This is a genomic window from Psychrobacter sp. DM8 (genome assembly GCF_051307025.1).
Lineage (GTDB): Bacteria > Pseudomonadota > Gammaproteobacteria > Pseudomonadales > Moraxellaceae > Psychrobacter.
Map to the genome: position 1 here is coordinate 450077 of NZ_CP195538.1, position 15141 is coordinate 465217.

The window sequence follows — 15141 nt, forward strand, 5'->3', positions numbered from 1 at the left end:
CTAGCCTTATTGAGGCAAATAACGTCCTTCGTTTTACGTTATTTGCTATCAAAACTTGTTATTATATTGGCATCTTGAACCGTAAAGACGCCGATTATGACTGACTCAAAAGCTACCAAACCCTCTGCCAAAAATGCAGTAAAACCTGCCGTAGATAACGACGCTATCATCGCAAAAATGCGCACGCTTATCGAGACGCTCAAAACCCATAACTATCGCTATTATGTGCTGGATAATCCTATCTTAGACGACAGCGAGTACGACCAACTGCGCCGCTCGTTGTTAGAGTTAGAAGAAGCCTACCCTGATCTTATCCAGCCTGACAGCCCAATCAATCAGGTCGGCGATACCCCGCTGTCAGCCTTTACCCAAGTGACCCATGATATCCCTATGCTATCTCTAGGCAATGTCTTTGACTATGATGATTTGCACGGATTTATGCGCCGCGTCAACGATCGTTTAAGCTTGACCCAACAAAACCCTGAGTACGAGATGGAGCTTAAGCTGGATGGACTGGCTGTTTCTCTCAAGTATGAACATGGACAGTTTGTGCAAGCGGTCACACGCGGCGATGGTCAAACAGGTGAGGACATTACCCAAAACGTCAAAACTATCCGTAACTTGCCGCTGTATCTTAGCGAAGCAACAAACATCGAACTGCTAGAAGTGCGCGGCGAAGTGTTGATTCCCAAAGCAGGCTTTGAGCGCTTAAACCGCTTGGCAGTCGAGAACGATGACAAAGTCTTTGCCAATCCGCGTAATGCCGCTGCTGGGAGCTTACGTCAATTAGATCCCGCTATTGCTGCTAGCCGTCCGCTAGCGTTCTACGGATACTCGGTCAATCAAGGACTACCCGAGACGATAGAGACGCAGTCTGCCGCCCTCGCTTGGCTTGGTGATCTTGGCTTTACCGTCAGCGCGGTGCGAGTGGTGGCTCACCCGCGCCAAGCACAAGAGTACTATGAGTCAATGATTGAGACTCGCGAAAAACTGCCGTTTGAGATCGACGGTATGGTTATCAAGGTTAATAGTCTTGCACTCCAGCAGCAGCTTGGCTTTTTATCGCGTGAACCGCGCTGGGCGACGGCCTATAAATTCCCCGCCCAAACCGTCATCACCCGCCTAAACGATATCGAATGGCAAGTGGGGCGCACGGGGCAAATTACCCCAGTTGGTAAATTAGAGCCCGTCAAAGTCGGCGGCGTCACCGTCAGCAACGTCACCTTACATAATTTTGGTGAGATTGAGCGCTTAGATGTGCGCGCAGGAGATATGGTCAGCGTGCACCGCGCAGGCGACGTCATCCCTAAAATATCTCGCGTCTGGCACGATCAGCGCTCCAAGGAATCTAAGCCCGTCACCCTGCCGAGCAACTGTCCGGTATGCGACTCTCCCGTGGTGCTCCCTGAAGGCGAAGCGCTTGCCCGTTGTAGCGGCGGTTTGTTTTGTCCTGCGCAGCAAACCGAGGCCTTAATCCACTTTGTCTCGCGCCGCGCCATGGATATTGATGGACTCGGCGAGCGCTGGCTCATTAGCTTCTTTGAGCACAGACTTGTCAAAACCGTCGCCGACATCTATGACTTGCACCAGCATACAGATGAGATGATTACTTTTGAAAAACTTGGCGAGAAGTCGGTACAAAACATCATTGACGCCATTGAAGCCAGTAAAAAAACCACCTTGGCTAGATTTATCTACGCCTTGGGTATTCGCGGCGTCGGCGAGGGCACCGCACAAAACTTCGCCCAGCAATTTGGCGATTTGGATAGCTTAATGAGCGCTGATATGGACGCGCTTATTGCCACCCCTGATGTTGGCACCATCACCGCTGAGCTGACCCACGAGTTCTTCCGCGCTCCACATAACGTTGAAGTCATCGAGAAGTTACGCGCAGCTGGCGTGTACTGGGATAACGTCGAGCAAGTCGCCTCTGCTGATCTACCACTCGATGGTCAAACCTGGGTCATCACAGGCGCACTGAGCAGCATGGCAAGGGACGAAGCCAAAGCCAAGCTGCAAGCGTTGGGCGCGAAAGTCTCAGGCAGCATCTCCGCCAAAACTACGGCTTTGTTGGCAGGAGAGAAAGCAGGATCGAAAATGGCGAAAGCGGAGAAGTTGGGGGTCAGAGTTGTGGGTGAGGAGGAGTTCTTGGAATTGGTTAAGAGTTAAATGTTGGCCGTAGGATGCGCCCCACGCACCATTTGCAAGCCAAACTTGGTAAAGAGCAACAGACAAAAAAGCATGGCCTCAGCATCGCTTGCTTTAAAAGTTGGCAAATATGCGGGTCATGAGTCGTCTTTCTTTAATGGTTTACTCGGCGCTCGTCCCTCGCGCAAGAACAGAACACAGCTCTCGCCTCGCAGACAGGCAGATCAATACTCTGCCATTTCCGTCTTCATTCGCGCCTAGCTCTAATTTTGTAGAATAGCAAGAGAGTTGAGTAGGGTGCGCCCCGCGCACCATTTAAGAAACGGATTTATGAATTTAAGCATATTATTTTATAAATAATTCAACGTGGAATAATTTTATAGATAAGTGTTTTTAATTTATCTATCTGGATTTATGCGTTGGTGCGCGGGGCGCACCCTACAAAAGCTATTTATTCGTTGTTATAATGAGGAAATGCAGAGGCTACATCCTATATATATTTTCACTGTTTAATCGACAAGCATAATAGTAATGACCGCCAATATAACTCATTACTCCACTATTTTTAAACTGTAAAAGTGGATAACTTCGTAAGGCACTTGCTTGAATGAGAGTATCTTCGTAGTTGCATAAGTATTCTTTTTTTAAACTTATGGCGTAAATTAAATTTAATATGTGCAAAGCAGCGAGAGCGTTCAATAAATTTTTAATATTGGCTTTATAAAAATTTTCTGGACGTTGATGTTTGATGTCATTATATGCACTCCACCACTCAAAAGCTTCACCTTCTCTAGATAACGGTTTAAAAGGTTGAAAAACACGTTTTTCATTACTGATATTAAGAAATACCTCAGAGCTACTAATTATTGGAAAGTATTTCGACAGCATTTCCCTATGATGACCCATATTAGGTTGTTTAATTAACTGTAGATCTAAATTAGCTCTTATATGTTTAAGAATACTATCTATATCAGTACAAATTGCAAAATATAATTGCATGTTTTTAAAAGAGTAGCTTTCATCGTTTTTCTTATGGATAGAAATATATTCACTAATCTCTTCTAGGCTATTTTCCAAAGATAAATAGTGTGACCAAAACTGATTTGTATTTTCGATTGTACACCTTAGCTCACTCATTGTTCTTCATCCTATTCAGCTTAATTTCAATCGGGTTAGTTAGTGTAGGGTGCACCCCGCGCACCACTGAAGAATTAGGTTTTAAATTTATATGTATTATTTGACTTATAGCTGAACGTTAAATGATTTGCATAGAGAGGTGACTTTAATCTATTGCTTCATATTCACGCGTTGGTGCGCGGGGCGCACCCTATCATTCTTTAATTGCATAAACGACAAGCTAACCCAGCTTATCCGCAAAACCCTCTAAAAAAACAATCGAACCACCCCAATCTTCCGCATAAAACCCTTGTCTTACATAGCGATGAAAGCTTGAATAAGGCCAATCTGCAACCTTATCAACCAAGCCATGTTTGACAGGATTATAGTGCAAATAATCCATATGCTTGATAAAGTCAGACTCGTTTCTAATTTGGTGCTCCAAGAATCGTCTTTGCCATATTCCTCTCTCATTCCGTTTTACTTCTGAAAGGCTCAATGCATCTTTAGTTGAATGATACTGCGGACAAGCTTGTGTGGTTAGACGTTTTATTTGCGACCAACGCATACTATAATTGGCATCATTTTCAGGCATTTGCCAGATACAATGAATATGATCAGGTAGTTGTACCCAAGCAATGATTTCAAAAGGATACTGCTGTTGAATCTGTCTTATACTACTTTTAAATGCTTTTAAGAAATCAGGTTCGCATAGTATTTTTCTTCGGTTGTACGATACTAATGTGAAGAAATAAGTAGCGCCTTGGGTGTACGAACGGATGTACCTTGGCATTTTTATTCCTTTATGGTTTTGATATTGAATCGGTGCGCGGGGCGCACCCTACAAGTCTAGTAATTTTAATTTGCTATTTCATATTCACGCGTTAGTGCGCAAGACTCACTCTGAGATTAACTGCGCTGACGAAACGTGGACGCGCGAGGGACGAGCGCCGAATGAACCATTAAAGAAAACCGCGCTATGATAAGCATATTTGCCCATTATAAAAGCAAGCGATGCTGAGGCTAGCTTTTAGTTCTTTATGGTTTGTTTTATCGTCAAATACCGTCGTATATATCAACACGGGTTAAACTCTACTCCCCAGCCTCACTATGCACATCAACCTCACTCTTTTTACCATCAGGCACAATTACAATCGGTAGGGTGAGTCCTTTGGCATAATCTTCTTCAAACACATAGTCATAGCGACCCGCTTGGATATCAGGTGTGGTATGAATGATGAGCTTGATATCCTCGCCGTCAGTGAGTTCATGAGAAGTGTAGTTATTGCTGAGCTGATCAAGTGCTTTAGATAGCGCTTCATTACTCGCCATGCCAACGGTGAGATTATATTGTGCGGTGGCAGTATCGACGTCAAAATAGTCCGCGTAGTCTTTGACGTTCTGGCTATCACTCTCAAACGGATAGTCAAAGTCTGCTCGGTCAATAGGCGTGACATCGCTCGCCATCAGCGACCAGTCCATAGCGCCCGCAGCTGCTGTATTGCCAGTAGCGACAGCTTGGTCATCGGACGTATTTTGCTTGGTGGTACTCGCGACTTGTGCGCTTTGCGCGTCAGTTGTGCTAGCACTATTATCACAGCCTGCGAGCACTGCTAGGCTTGAGGCAAGTATCATTGCCGTGCTGATTAGACGTTTGCTCATTGAGTTACCCTTTATTATCGCTGTAGTAATACCTGTCTAGTAGCAAGCATTTTGACAGCTTTTGGTTGTGTTCACCACTCAATCAACCACAAAAAAACAGCCATAATATATGACTGTTCTTTATCACGTGAAGCTTGCCAATAGTAGGTTTATTCCTATCAATAGGAGACGCGGCCAATAGGCTTATCTACCTACTTTACAGTTGACCTGATACTCTCTACCGTTTGCCCATTTCATGGCTAACACACCTTCGTCACCTTTCATATGCCAAGCATAGATGACTTCTGGGTTTGACTGATTGACGTAGCTTGCGGTCGCGCCTTGGACGCCGCCATTTAGGATGATGTTTTGCTGCGACCAGCCAACCTTAGGTAAGGTTGCTGTTAGCATCGCTTGTTGCTTGTTGATTGATTGCTTAGCCATCACTTGGCTGTTGTCTGTACAGGTGTAAGGCACAGGCGCCATACGATCATAAGCCACGGTAGGGGCTGTATCGGTGACAGGCGTTGCAGGTGTCATAGGCGTGCTAGGTGCCATCGTTGAACAAGCGCTGATCAAGGCAAGGGTAGGCATAGCTGTGGCTACTTTCATCATCGTATTCATAAGTTTCTCCAAAGTATAAAATCTATATGATGCATTCATTGCATAGAGTTATGGTAACCAAAACTAAGGATACGCTATGTTAGAAATTGTTTGTAAGCTGTGGGTTTCGTTGCCTTATCGATAACTAATGTAAGTATTTAGCCAAACTAAAAAGCACATCAGTTATTAAGCTGATGCGCTTTTTATTTATCAATTAAGAATAGTCACTATTTCGTTTTACGCGGTGGCAATCCTGTGTGCTGAGTTTGAAAGTTGCCTTTACTCACTTTTTTCTTGCCGGCGCTGTTTTTGCTATTACCTTGACGCTTGACAGAATCATTGCCGATGCGGCTGTTCTTTTTGCGTGCCGACTGATAGCCATTTTGCTCCCCATCACGGCCCTCTAAACTGGCGTTGAATGGTGGTATCAAGCAGCCACGGTTTTTACCAATAAGATCGCTACGACCCATGTCTTGCAGAGCACGGCGCAGCATTACCCAATTCTTTGGATCATGATAACGCAAGAAGGCTTTATGGAGTTTACGCTGCTTGCCCGATTTAACGATATCCATATCGCCACCTTCGCGGCTAACCTTATGTAGCGGGTCTTTGTGGGTGTGATACATTGTCGTCGCGGTTGCCATTGGACTAGGGTAGAAGGCTTGTACTTGATCAGCGCGATAATCATTGCGTTTGAGCCAAAGGGCGAGGTTCATCATGTCCTCATCTTTAGTACCTGGATGGGCCGCAATGAAATACGGAATCAGATACTGCTCTTTGCCCGCTTCCTGACTGAACTGCTCAAACATGGCTTTGAATTGATCATAGCTGCCCATGCCAGGCTTCATCATTTTTGACAATACGCCATCTTCAGAGTGCTCAGGGGCAATCTTTAGATAGCCACCGACATGATGGCTCACCAGTTCTTTGACGTATTCGGGATCTTTTACGGCTAGATCGTAGCGCAGACCTGAGGCAATCAGGATCTTTTTTACGCCTTTAATATCGCGAGCTTTACGATATAGTTTAGTCAAATTACTGTGATCGGTGATTAGGTTTTCGCAGACATCAGGATAGACGCAAGAGGGCTTACGGCAGTTTTTCTCAATCGTTTCATCTTTACAGTTGAGGCGGTACATATTGGCAGTTGGCCCACCAAGGTCAGAGATGACGCCCGTAAAATTCGGTGCAGTATCACGAATGGCTTCGACCTCGCGTAGGATAGACTCCTCCGAGCGGTTTTGGATAATGCGCCCTTCGTGCTCAGTGATTGAGCAAAAGGTACAACCGCCAAAACAGCCACGCATGATATTGACCGAGAATTTAATCATGTCAAAGGCAGGAATACGCGCATCGCCATAGCTCGGGTGCGGCAGGCGCGCATAGGGCAAGTCAAACACATAATCCATCTCTTCGGTTGAGAGCGGAATCGGCGGCGGGTTGAGCCAAACATCGATAGAGGTAAAGGAATTTCCCGCGCCGCTACTATGACGTTGCACCAGCGCGCGAGCGTTGCCTGGATTGGTCTCTAGATGCAGGATACGGCTGGCATGCGCGTAGAGTACAGGATCAGATTTGACATGCTCATAGTCAGGCAGCCGAATGACGGTTTGCTCACGAGCGGGTAGTTTTAGCTTATATTTACGCGCCGTTTTTGGTTTGTATTCTTGAACCTCCATACCGCGCATTTGCACAACCTGAGTCTCTTCATCAACTTGATCAGCGTTCAAGACTTTATTAGTCACAGGCTCAGCGACAAAACCCTGATACTGTGATGAAAACGAGTTTTGATTTGGCGTCTGGTTGGGACGCTCTTGCTCAATCTTACAGCTGTCAACGTCTTCGGTCATGACATAAGGGTTGATAATGGGATCGACACGGCCAACGGTATCGACATCGTTACTAGCGACTTCTATCATATCCGCTTGCCAATGACGACGACTTGGCGTGAGTAAGTATGCCGTACCACGCAGTTTACTCATTTGCTCAAAGGTATAGCCTTTGGATAGACCATGCATCACATCGACAATAGCGCGTTCAGCATTACCGTATAAAAGAACGTCGGCACGGCTATCGAGCAAAATACTGCGGCGTACTTTATCTGACCAATAATCATAATGGGCGATACGGCGTAGGCTGCCTTCGATACCGCCTAAGATAATCGGCACATCAGGATACGCTTCACGGCAGCGCTGGCTGTAGACGATAGCCGCGCGATCAGGGCGCTTATTAGCGACATTGCCCGGCGAGTAAGCATCATCGCTACGTATCTTACGATCGGCAGTGTAGCGGTTGATCATGCTATCCATGTTGCCAGCGGTCACGCCATACGCATAGACGGGTTTGCCAAGCTCCATAAAGGCGTCTTTGCTTTTCCAGTCGGGCTGGGCGATGATACCCACGCGAAAGCCTTGCGACTCAAGTAAGCGCCCAATAATCGCCATCCCAAAGCTGGGGTGATCGACATAAGCATCGCCTGAGATGATAATCACATCGCAAGCGTCCCAACCGAGCGCATCCATCTCCGCGCGATTCATTGGCAAAAAGGGAGCAGGCTCGTAGCAGCTGGCCCAATGCTTATCGTAATCATAAAGCGCTTTGGTGCCTTGTTTAAAAGCGGTGCGGGCGATGGTATCGGCAGACATGGGACAACCTTAATCTTAAAAATACGGGTGATAGCTAGCGGCTAAGGATAGTTATTGTTGACTAATTGAGTAGCGGCTAATTTAAAGGCGCTCATTTTAACATGAATTGCGTTCACGATGTGAAAAAGCAATTTTCAATTATTTAGTTAAGTTATTGATAGTGCGAGAAAAACTACAGTTAACTTTTAGAGGGCCAGTCTGTTATTCTAAGGTTAAGTCATTGAAAATATAATGTAGCGATTTTGGACTAGAATGACGAGCGGTTAAGGCTTAAATAGATACTGTGACTTAATGAAAAAGCGCCTTCTCGATTATAAACGAATTTGAGAATAGAGATGATAAACAAAAACTTAAACCGCAAATTGCCACATTCAAGTCATCTAGCTTTACTAGCACTTCTTATGATTATAGCGTCTCCTGTCTATGCAGCAGGTGCAGCAGGTGCAGCAGGGCATCTTACCTTTTACTATATGTTGTTTATACTACCCATTGTCTTACTCTTTCATCTTATTGCTGTTATTTACTTCCAAAAGCGAAATCGTTACCGCTCTAAAGCATTTACTCATAAACATTTAATTATCGTCATACTGTTTTTGTCGATTGGGGTAGCCACAACGACGTTTGAGTATGTGACAGACCTAAGTAGTACGGGTATTCACGTTGGTACCTTGTTGTCTCTTTTATTTGTTTAGGGCTTTATAGCGCTATTGTTTGCTATTCCCTACTTACTTCATCTTTTCGCTATCGAAGAGTGAGTTACTGCTTTTATCACTATAATCAATCGAGCAAAATCTTCGTCCCACTCTTGGTAAAATTCATCACAAACTGACTGCGAAAACTACGCACGTTATTCTCATAAGTGAGCAGGCTACGGGTAAATTCGTGATAGTCGTTCATATTCTTGGCATTGACCATCAGCATAAAATCAGCGTCCCCTGACACTTCATAACAGCTCATCACCCGCGGTTGCTCATTCATCAAGCGCTCAAACCGATGCTGCATTGAGGTATTAGAGCGCGACATCTCTATCATGACGATGGCCGTCAGACCATAACCGACCTTGTTCGGATCAAGAATAGCGACTTGCCTGGTGATGACCTTGTTATCTATCAGCGCTTGAATACGGCGCTGCGCGGTGGCTACTGAGACGTGCACTCGCTCTGCAATAGTCTTGAGTGGTAAGGTCGTATCTTCTTGGAGCAAATTTAAGATGGCTTTATCTGTATTGTCCAAAGCATCAGTCATTAAAAAACCTTTTTTTAAATCTGTAAATAACGATTAATTATCATATAAATTGATAAATCGATAAATAAGTTATTTTATATAATAAACGAAGATAAATAAAATCATAATTTTGTATATTTAGAGATATATTATCACTACGTGCTACTACAATAGAGAATATCAAATAGGTACTGGCTAAAACTCTAAAAATAAAGCTTGCACCTATATCTCATTTAAGGAGCCTTGTATGTCTACTTCTACATTATCTAATACTTTAGTCTCGCGTTTACCGCTACCGACAATGTGGACCGCAGGCAGCGTACAGCAGCGCACTTTAATGATGGGCGTAGCACTGGCAGTATTATCCAACCTGCTATTTGGTGTGCTTTATGCGTACAGTAGCTTTCTAGCGCCATTATCAGGCACACAAGTTTTTATTTGGCGTATGCTGGCGATGTGGGGCGCTTTGATTGGCTATCTGATTATTAGCGGTCGCTTGGGGTCACATATTGAGAGATTAAAGACACTTAAAACAGTTAAGCAGTGGACGTGGTTACTATTACCAACGCCAATATTTTTAAGTCAGTTTTGGCTGTTTATGTGGGCGCCTGTCAACGGTCAAGGCGTGCAAACGGCGATGGGTTATTTCTTATTCCCGCTCATGATGGTGCTGTTTGGCTGTGTGCTATTTGGCGAAAAGCTTAGCCGTCTGCAGTGGTTCGCCGTTGGTTTTGCCGCGCTTGGCGTAGGTAGTGAAATCGTACGCACCCAAAGCGTGTCTTGGGCGACATTATGGGTGTGCGGGACTTATCCTTTGTATTACATTTTGCGCCGCAAGCAAAACATTGGTGCGATTACAGGCTTGCTAGTTGATTTGACGATATTTGTGCCTTTTGCTTTGGCCTATTTGTTTTTTTTAGCGCCTAGTAGTTTGGGGTTAGTGGGCGGATCTAGTTTCTTTATCATGATGCTGGTAGGACTTGGGATACTTAGTGTCCTTGCGATGAAAACCAACGTCGATGCCAGTCAAATGCTACCCGTTAATGTCTACGGCATGATGAGCTATATCGAGCCTGCGCTGTTATTTATATTGGCGGTAACTGTACTTGGCAACCCTTTTGAGTCAGCGATGATTTATAGTTATGGACTCATTTGGTTGGGTATCGCATGTCTCATTATTCATGGTGTTAAGCAACTACACCGCGCAAAACAAGAAAGGCAAAGTTTAAAAGTTGCGCAAACGGTTTAATATGATTTTTAGAATGCTCTAAAGATAAAAAGGACGATTCAACATAAGGCTGAATCGTCCTTTTTAATAGATCAATATATAGGGCTTTAATCTAAATGTTGTTTAAAGCCGCGCTGCTTATCACGTTCCCAGTCACGATCTTTGAGCGTTTTGCGTTTATCATGTTGCTTTTTACCCACAGCTAAGCCGATTTGGCATTTTACAAGAGAGTTTTTCCAGTAGCATGATAGCGGTACGCAAGCATAGCCTTTTTGGTTGACTGCGCCATAGAGTTTATCGATTTCACGGCGATTAAGCAGTAGCTTACGCGTACGCGTCGTATCAGGACTCACATGGGTTGAGCTTGAGAGTAGCGGCTGAATGTGCGCACCGAACAAAAACGCTTCGTTATTGCGAAAGATAATATAAGCTTCTGTAATCGTCATTTTGCCTGCGCGAATGGACTTTACTTCCCAGCCTTGCAATGCCAGTCCCGCCTCGAATGTTTCTTCGATAAAATACTCATGACGCGCTTTTTTATTACTGGCAATTTGATTGTCTGGTTTTTTAGATTTTTTTGACATTATTTTCTCCAAAGGGCGGCAAGTCATTATTTTGAGATAGCTGCCCCGATCTAACGGTTCCTCGTCCTAACTCTGTTATCAGAATATTACTGTTATCAGGTTATTGCGATTGCTCGCAGCGGATGAGTCGAACCCGCTATTGTATCAAAACATCGAGCCAAATAGGTAAAACGAGCTTAGGACAAATGTAGCAGATAAGTATTAAACACCGCCGAAATTTGTTAGCATACGCAGTATCATCAACCACTATATGACCCTTGCTATGAACCCTGCAATCTCATCAAACACCTCATCAAAGCTGCACACCAAAATCTTGTACCCAGGTACCTTTGATCCGATTACCAATGGTCATGTGGATTTGGTCAAGCGTGCGACCAAATTATTCGATGAGGTAGTTATCGCTGTCGCATCAGGTCATCACAAAAAGCCGTTATTTAGCTTTGAAGAACGCGTGAGCCTAGTTGAGACGGTATTTGCAGACTTGCCGCAAGTGTCTGTCGTTGGTTTTGAGGGTTTACTTGTGGACTTTATGCGTGAAAAAAACGCCACAGCAGTACTGCGCGGCTTGCGAGCCATGTCAGATTTTGAATACGAGTTTCAATTAGCCAATATGAACCGCGAACTTGATGATAGGTTTGAAGCGGTATTTTTGACCCCATCTCAGCATTATTCGTTTATCTCATCAACGATGATACGAGAAATCGCCAAGCTTGACGGTGACGTCAGTAAGTTTGTCCCAAAATGCGTCTCTCAGGCTTTTATTAAAAAGCTAGGTTCATAAAGAGCGGGTTGACAACAGTAATAATCGATAAGGAGCAGTTTATGGCGCTATTAATCACGGATGAATGTATCAACTGTGATGTCTGCGAACCTGCTTGTCCCAATGAGGCCATCTCAGAGGGGGAGGACATCTATGTCATCGATCCTGATCTATGTACCGAATGTGTGGGACACTTCGATGAGCCGCAGTGCGTAGTGATCTGTCCGGTTGATTGCATCCCCAAAGATCCTGACCATAATGAGACTGAGAGTGATTTATTATCTAAGTACAAGCGTATTACAGGTCAGTAATTAAACTATAAATAGGATGAAAATACATAACCAAGCGGGTGCAAGTTTTGCTATACTAGCGCGCTTGGTAGACTAGGCGATCGCCGCTGCATACTGTTTGTTTTATAAATGAATAGACTTGCAGGGGAGGAAAGTCCGGGCTACATAGGGCAGCGTGCCAGCTAACGGCTGGGCAGAGTAATCTGACGACCAGTGCAGCAGAGAGCAGACCGCCTTTAGTGTCTAACACTATCGGTAAGGGTGAAAGGGTGCGGTAAGAGCGCACCGCGTGAATGGCAACATCTCACGGCAGGGTAAACTCCACGCGTAGCAAGACCAAATAGGCATCGGCATGGCGCGGCCCGCGTTCGATGCGGGTAGGTTGCTTGAGCGTATTAGCGATGATACGCCTAGAGGAATGATCGTCCACGACAGAACCCGGCTTATCGGTTTACCAAACCTTTTTATTTAGCGTAACAGGCAAAAAATTGTGCTTTAGGGGTTGACGCAAGTCTCCTGCTTGGGCATAATACCGAGCCTTAAATGGCGATGTAGCTCAGCTGGTTAGAGCGCATGACTCATAATCGTGAGGTCAAGAGTTCAAGTCTCTTCATCGCCACCATTTATATAGTAGTAGCTTGTGTTATCAAAAACTCCAATCCTTTGTGATTGGTTTTTTTTTGCCTAAAATATTACCTTTCTTATCCGCATTGATAAGTATGTTTGAAATATTATAAGAAGATAAAAATAACGCAACCTATATTCAACGTACTACTGACTGAACTTTACTTGTATATTGTTGCTCGCCAACAGAGCCTAACAAAATCGCCTTACTTTGTAGGCAAAAACTGCTAGAATACTTGCACCTGTCTATGCGTAGTCAAAAGCAGCAGCAATTGCTGTTTTACTGATTTTGTAAGTATGATAAAGGGCCTGTAGGCGAGTAATCGTTTGCATGGCTACCTTAACGTCTATGCTAGGCATCATCTTTTTTATCGTTGTTATTCAATCATCATTTATTTAGTAGGCGCTTTGTGACCTCATTAGCTAATATTCGTAACTTTTCTATTATCGCCCACATTGATCATGGCAAATCGACCCTTGCTGATCGCTTTATTCAGATGTGCGGCGCGCTGCAAGATCGTGAAATGCAAGCGCAAGTCCTCGATTCCATGGACATCGAGCGTGAGCGCGGGATTACGATCAAAGCGCAGTCCGTAACCTTGTATTATGACCATCCAAATGGTGAACGCTTTCAGCTTAACTTTATTGACACCCCAGGTCACGTCGATTTCTCTTATGAGGTATCACGCTCATTAGCCGCTTGTGAAGGTGCGCTACTGGTCGTTGACGCCGCGCAAGGGGTTGAGGCGCAGTCGGTTGCTAATTGCTACACCGCTGTTGATCAAGGCCTTGAAGTCATGGCAGTGCTAAATAAGATCGATCTGCCACAAGTCGAGCCTGAGCGCGTCATTCAGGAGATCGAAGACATTATCGGTATTGACGCCGTTGATGCTCCGCGCGTATCTGCCAAATCTGGCCTTGGCGTTGACAAGCTGCTTGAGGCTTTGGTTGAGTTTATCCCAGCACCGACAGGAGATCGTGACGCGCCGCTACAAGCGCTGATTATCGACTCTTGGTTTGATAGTTATCTAGGCGTAGTCTCTTTGGTGCGCGTACGTCAAGGGACAGTCAGAAAAGGCGATAAAATATATATCTTATCGACCAAAGACGCCCATCCTGTTAGCTCCATTGGTGTTTTTACGCCAAAACCTCTAGATACAGGTATTTTAGAGGCGGGTGAAGTTGGCTTTATTATCGCTGGTATTAAAGATATTGCAGGCGCGCCCGTAGGTGATACTATCACTCATGCCAAAACGCCTGATGTTGAGCGTATTCCTGGGTTTAAGCAAATCACCCCGCAGGTGTACGCCGGCCTATTCCCAGTCGATGCTAATGACTTTGAGAAGTTTCGTGAAGCGCTGCAGAAACTGCAAATTAACGACGCCTCGCTGTTCTTTGAGCCTGATACCTCTGATGCACTAGGTTTTGGTTTTCGCTGCGGCTTTTTGGGTATGCTGCATATGGAGATCATCCAAGAGCGCCTTGAGCGTGAGTATGATCTCAACCTGATTACTACCGCGCCCTCGGTCATCTATGAGATTGAAAAGAAAAACGGCGATATTATCTACGTCGACAACCCTTCAAGACTACCTGAACCGAATAATATCGAAGAGTTTCGTGAACCCATCGCCCGCTGCCAGATCCTAGTACCGCAAGATTACCTAGGTAATGTCATGACCCTATGTATCGAGCGCCGCGGCGTGCAAGTTGATATGCGCTTTATGGGTAAGCAAGTACAAATGATATTTGATATTCCAATGGGTGAAGTGGTCATGGATTTCTTTGATCGCCTAAAGTCGGTCTCGCGCGGTTTTGCCTCTTTAGATTATAACTTTGAGCGTTATCAAGCGGACAAATTGGTCAAGGTTGATGTCTTAATCAACGGCGAAAAGGTCGATGCTTTGGCTATGATCGTCCATCAAGACCAAGCGCGCCATCGCGGCAATCAGCTGGTTGGCAAAATGAAAGAGCTGATACCGCGTCAGATGTTTGATGTCGCTATTCAAGCCGCTATTGGTAGTCAAATTATCGGTCGTAGTACGGTCAAAGCTATGCGCAAAGATGTTTTAGCCAAGTGCTACGGCGGTGATGTCTCGCGTAAGAAAAAGCTACTCTCCAAGCAAAAAGCGGGCAAAAAACGCATGAAGCAAGTCGGCAATGTGGAGATTCCACAAGAAGCCTTCTTGGCGGTATTGCAAGTAGATAGTTAGAGTTTAAGGTTGTGTCTGGTAAAGGTACATCTAATAAAAGTACAGTTAACACGGACATAACAGCTGCT

At 44.9% G+C, this 15141-nt stretch carries 13 protein-coding genes, 1 tRNA gene and 1 other RNA gene; 8 read left to right on the forward strand and 7 right to left on the reverse strand.

Features of this window, described 5'->3' with window-relative positions:
- Positions 1–96 precede the first annotated feature (96 nt).
- Positions 97–2169: an NAD-dependent DNA ligase LigA gene (gene ligA / locus ACR64J_RS01985; protein ID WP_435950239.1), complete on the forward strand. Its 2073-nt coding sequence runs from the start codon at positions 97–99 to the stop codon at positions 2167–2169.
- A 462-nt stretch (positions 2170–2631) separates the two neighbouring features.
- Here ligA and ACR64J_RS01990 read toward each other — a convergent pair whose 3' ends face one another.
- From ACR64J_RS01990 to ACR64J_RS02010, 5 genes are all read right to left on the reverse strand, one after another.
- The gene (locus tag ACR64J_RS01990) at positions 2632–3285 is read right to left on the reverse strand and encodes a hypothetical protein (RefSeq protein ID WP_435950240.1); all 654 of its coding nucleotides are present in this window, start codon (positions 3283–3285) and stop codon (positions 2632–2634) included.
- Positions 3286–3505: 220 nt separating this feature from the next.
- A complete protein-coding gene (locus tag ACR64J_RS01995; RefSeq protein ID WP_435950241.1) occupies positions 3506–4057 on the reverse strand; it encodes an REP-associated tyrosine transposase in 552 nt (183 codons plus the stop codon).
- 299 nt (positions 4058–4356) lie between these two features.
- On the reverse strand, positions 4357–4926 hold the full coding sequence (locus tag ACR64J_RS02000) for a hypothetical protein (RefSeq protein ID WP_435950242.1): 570 nt from the start codon (positions 4924–4926) through the stop codon (positions 4357–4359).
- A 183-nt stretch (positions 4927–5109) separates the two neighbouring features.
- The gene (locus ACR64J_RS02005; protein WP_435950243.1) at positions 5110–5529 is read right to left on the reverse strand and encodes a hypothetical protein; all 420 of its coding nucleotides are present in this window, start codon (positions 5527–5529) and stop codon (positions 5110–5112) included.
- A gap of 206 nt (positions 5530–5735) precedes the next feature.
- Positions 5736–8153, reverse strand: coding sequence for a YgiQ family radical SAM protein (locus tag ACR64J_RS02010; RefSeq protein WP_435950244.1), 2418 nt, complete (start codon positions 8151–8153; stop codon positions 5736–5738).
- Between the two features lie 401 nt (positions 8154–8554).
- Here ACR64J_RS02010 and ACR64J_RS02015 point away from each other — a divergent pair, with 401 nt between their 5' ends.
- Positions 8555–8845 carry a hypothetical protein gene (locus ACR64J_RS02015; RefSeq protein WP_435950245.1) on the forward strand — a complete coding sequence of 97 codons (291 nt, stop codon included), beginning with the start codon at positions 8555–8557 and terminating at the stop codon, positions 8843–8845.
- 85 nt (positions 8846–8930) lie between these two features.
- On the opposite strand, the gene ACR64J_RS02020 is transcribed toward ACR64J_RS02015, so the two are convergent.
- Complete coding sequence (locus tag ACR64J_RS02020) at positions 8931–9398, reverse strand: Lrp/AsnC family transcriptional regulator (protein WP_435950246.1); 468 nt, start codon at positions 9396–9398, stop codon at positions 8931–8933.
- 226 nt (positions 9399–9624) lie between these two features.
- Here ACR64J_RS02020 and rarD point away from each other — a divergent pair, with 226 nt between their 5' ends.
- Positions 9625–10626: an EamA family transporter RarD gene (gene rarD, locus ACR64J_RS02025; protein WP_435950247.1), complete on the forward strand. Its 1002-nt coding sequence runs from the start codon at positions 9625–9627 to the stop codon at positions 10624–10626.
- 86 nt (positions 10627–10712) lie between these two features.
- Here the strand turns inward: rarD and smpB are convergent, their stop codons facing one another.
- Complete coding sequence (smpB, locus tag ACR64J_RS02030) at positions 10713–11189, reverse strand: SsrA-binding protein SmpB (RefSeq protein ID WP_317200177.1); 477 nt, start codon at positions 11187–11189, stop codon at positions 10713–10715.
- A 262-nt stretch (positions 11190–11451) separates the two neighbouring features.
- Between smpB and coaD the strand changes: the two genes are divergently transcribed.
- From coaD to lepA, 5 genes are all read left to right on the forward strand, one after another.
- Positions 11452–11970: a pantetheine-phosphate adenylyltransferase gene (gene coaD, locus ACR64J_RS02035; RefSeq protein WP_435950248.1), complete on the forward strand. Its 519-nt coding sequence runs from the start codon at positions 11452–11454 to the stop codon at positions 11968–11970.
- Between the two features lie 41 nt (positions 11971–12011).
- The gene (locus ACR64J_RS02040; protein ID WP_317200175.1) at positions 12012–12260 is read left to right on the forward strand and encodes a YfhL family 4Fe-4S dicluster ferredoxin; all 249 of its coding nucleotides are present in this window, start codon (positions 12012–12014) and stop codon (positions 12258–12260) included.
- Between the two features lie 64 nt (positions 12261–12324).
- Positions 12325–12701, forward strand: an RNA gene (rnpB, locus tag ACR64J_RS02045) — RNase P RNA component class A.
- An 83-nt stretch (positions 12702–12784) separates the two neighbouring features.
- A tRNA-Met gene (locus tag ACR64J_RS02050) sits at positions 12785–12861 on the forward strand.
- 412 nt (positions 12862–13273) lie between these two features.
- A complete protein-coding gene (gene lepA / locus ACR64J_RS02055) occupies positions 13274–15073 on the forward strand; it encodes a translation elongation factor 4 (RefSeq protein WP_317200174.1) in 1800 nt (599 codons plus the stop codon).
- Positions 15074–15141 lie beyond the last annotated feature (68 nt).

Excerpts from the sequence above, each read along its gene's own strand:
- ligA (WP_435950239.1), top strand. The coding sequence starts at position 97 with ATGACTGACTCAAAAGCTACCAAACCCTCTGCCAAAAATGCAGTAAAA.
- ACR64J_RS01990 (WP_435950240.1), bottom strand. The coding sequence starts at position 3,285 with ATGAGTGAGCTAAGGTGTACAATCGAAAATACAAATCAGTTTTGGTCA.
- ACR64J_RS01995 (WP_435950241.1), bottom strand. The coding sequence starts at position 4,057 with ATGCCAAGGTACATCCGTTCGTACACCCAAGGCGCTACTTATTTCTTC.
- ACR64J_RS02000 (WP_435950242.1), bottom strand. The coding sequence starts at position 4,926 with ATGAGCAAACGTCTAATCAGCACGGCAATGATACTTGCCTCAAGCCTA.
- ACR64J_RS02005 (WP_435950243.1), bottom strand. The coding sequence starts at position 5,529 with ATGAATACGATGATGAAAGTAGCCACAGCTATGCCTACCCTTGCCTTG.
- ACR64J_RS02010 (WP_435950244.1), bottom strand. The coding sequence starts at position 8,153 with ATGTCTGCCGATACCATCGCCCGCACCGCTTTTAAACAAGGCACCAAA.
- ACR64J_RS02015 (WP_435950245.1), top strand. The coding sequence starts at position 8,555 with ATGATTATAGCGTCTCCTGTCTATGCAGCAGGTGCAGCAGGTGCAGCA.
- ACR64J_RS02020 (WP_435950246.1), bottom strand. The coding sequence starts at position 9,398 with ATGACTGATGCTTTGGACAATACAGATAAAGCCATCTTAAATTTGCTC.
- rarD (WP_435950247.1), top strand. The coding sequence starts at position 9,625 with ATGTCTACTTCTACATTATCTAATACTTTAGTCTCGCGTTTACCGCTA.
- smpB (WP_317200177.1), bottom strand. The coding sequence starts at position 11,189 with ATGTCAAAAAAATCTAAAAAACCAGACAATCAAATTGCCAGTAATAAA.
- coaD (WP_435950248.1), top strand. The coding sequence starts at position 11,452 with ATGAACCCTGCAATCTCATCAAACACCTCATCAAAGCTGCACACCAAA.
- ACR64J_RS02040 (WP_317200175.1), top strand. The coding sequence starts at position 12,012 with ATGGCGCTATTAATCACGGATGAATGTATCAACTGTGATGTCTGCGAA.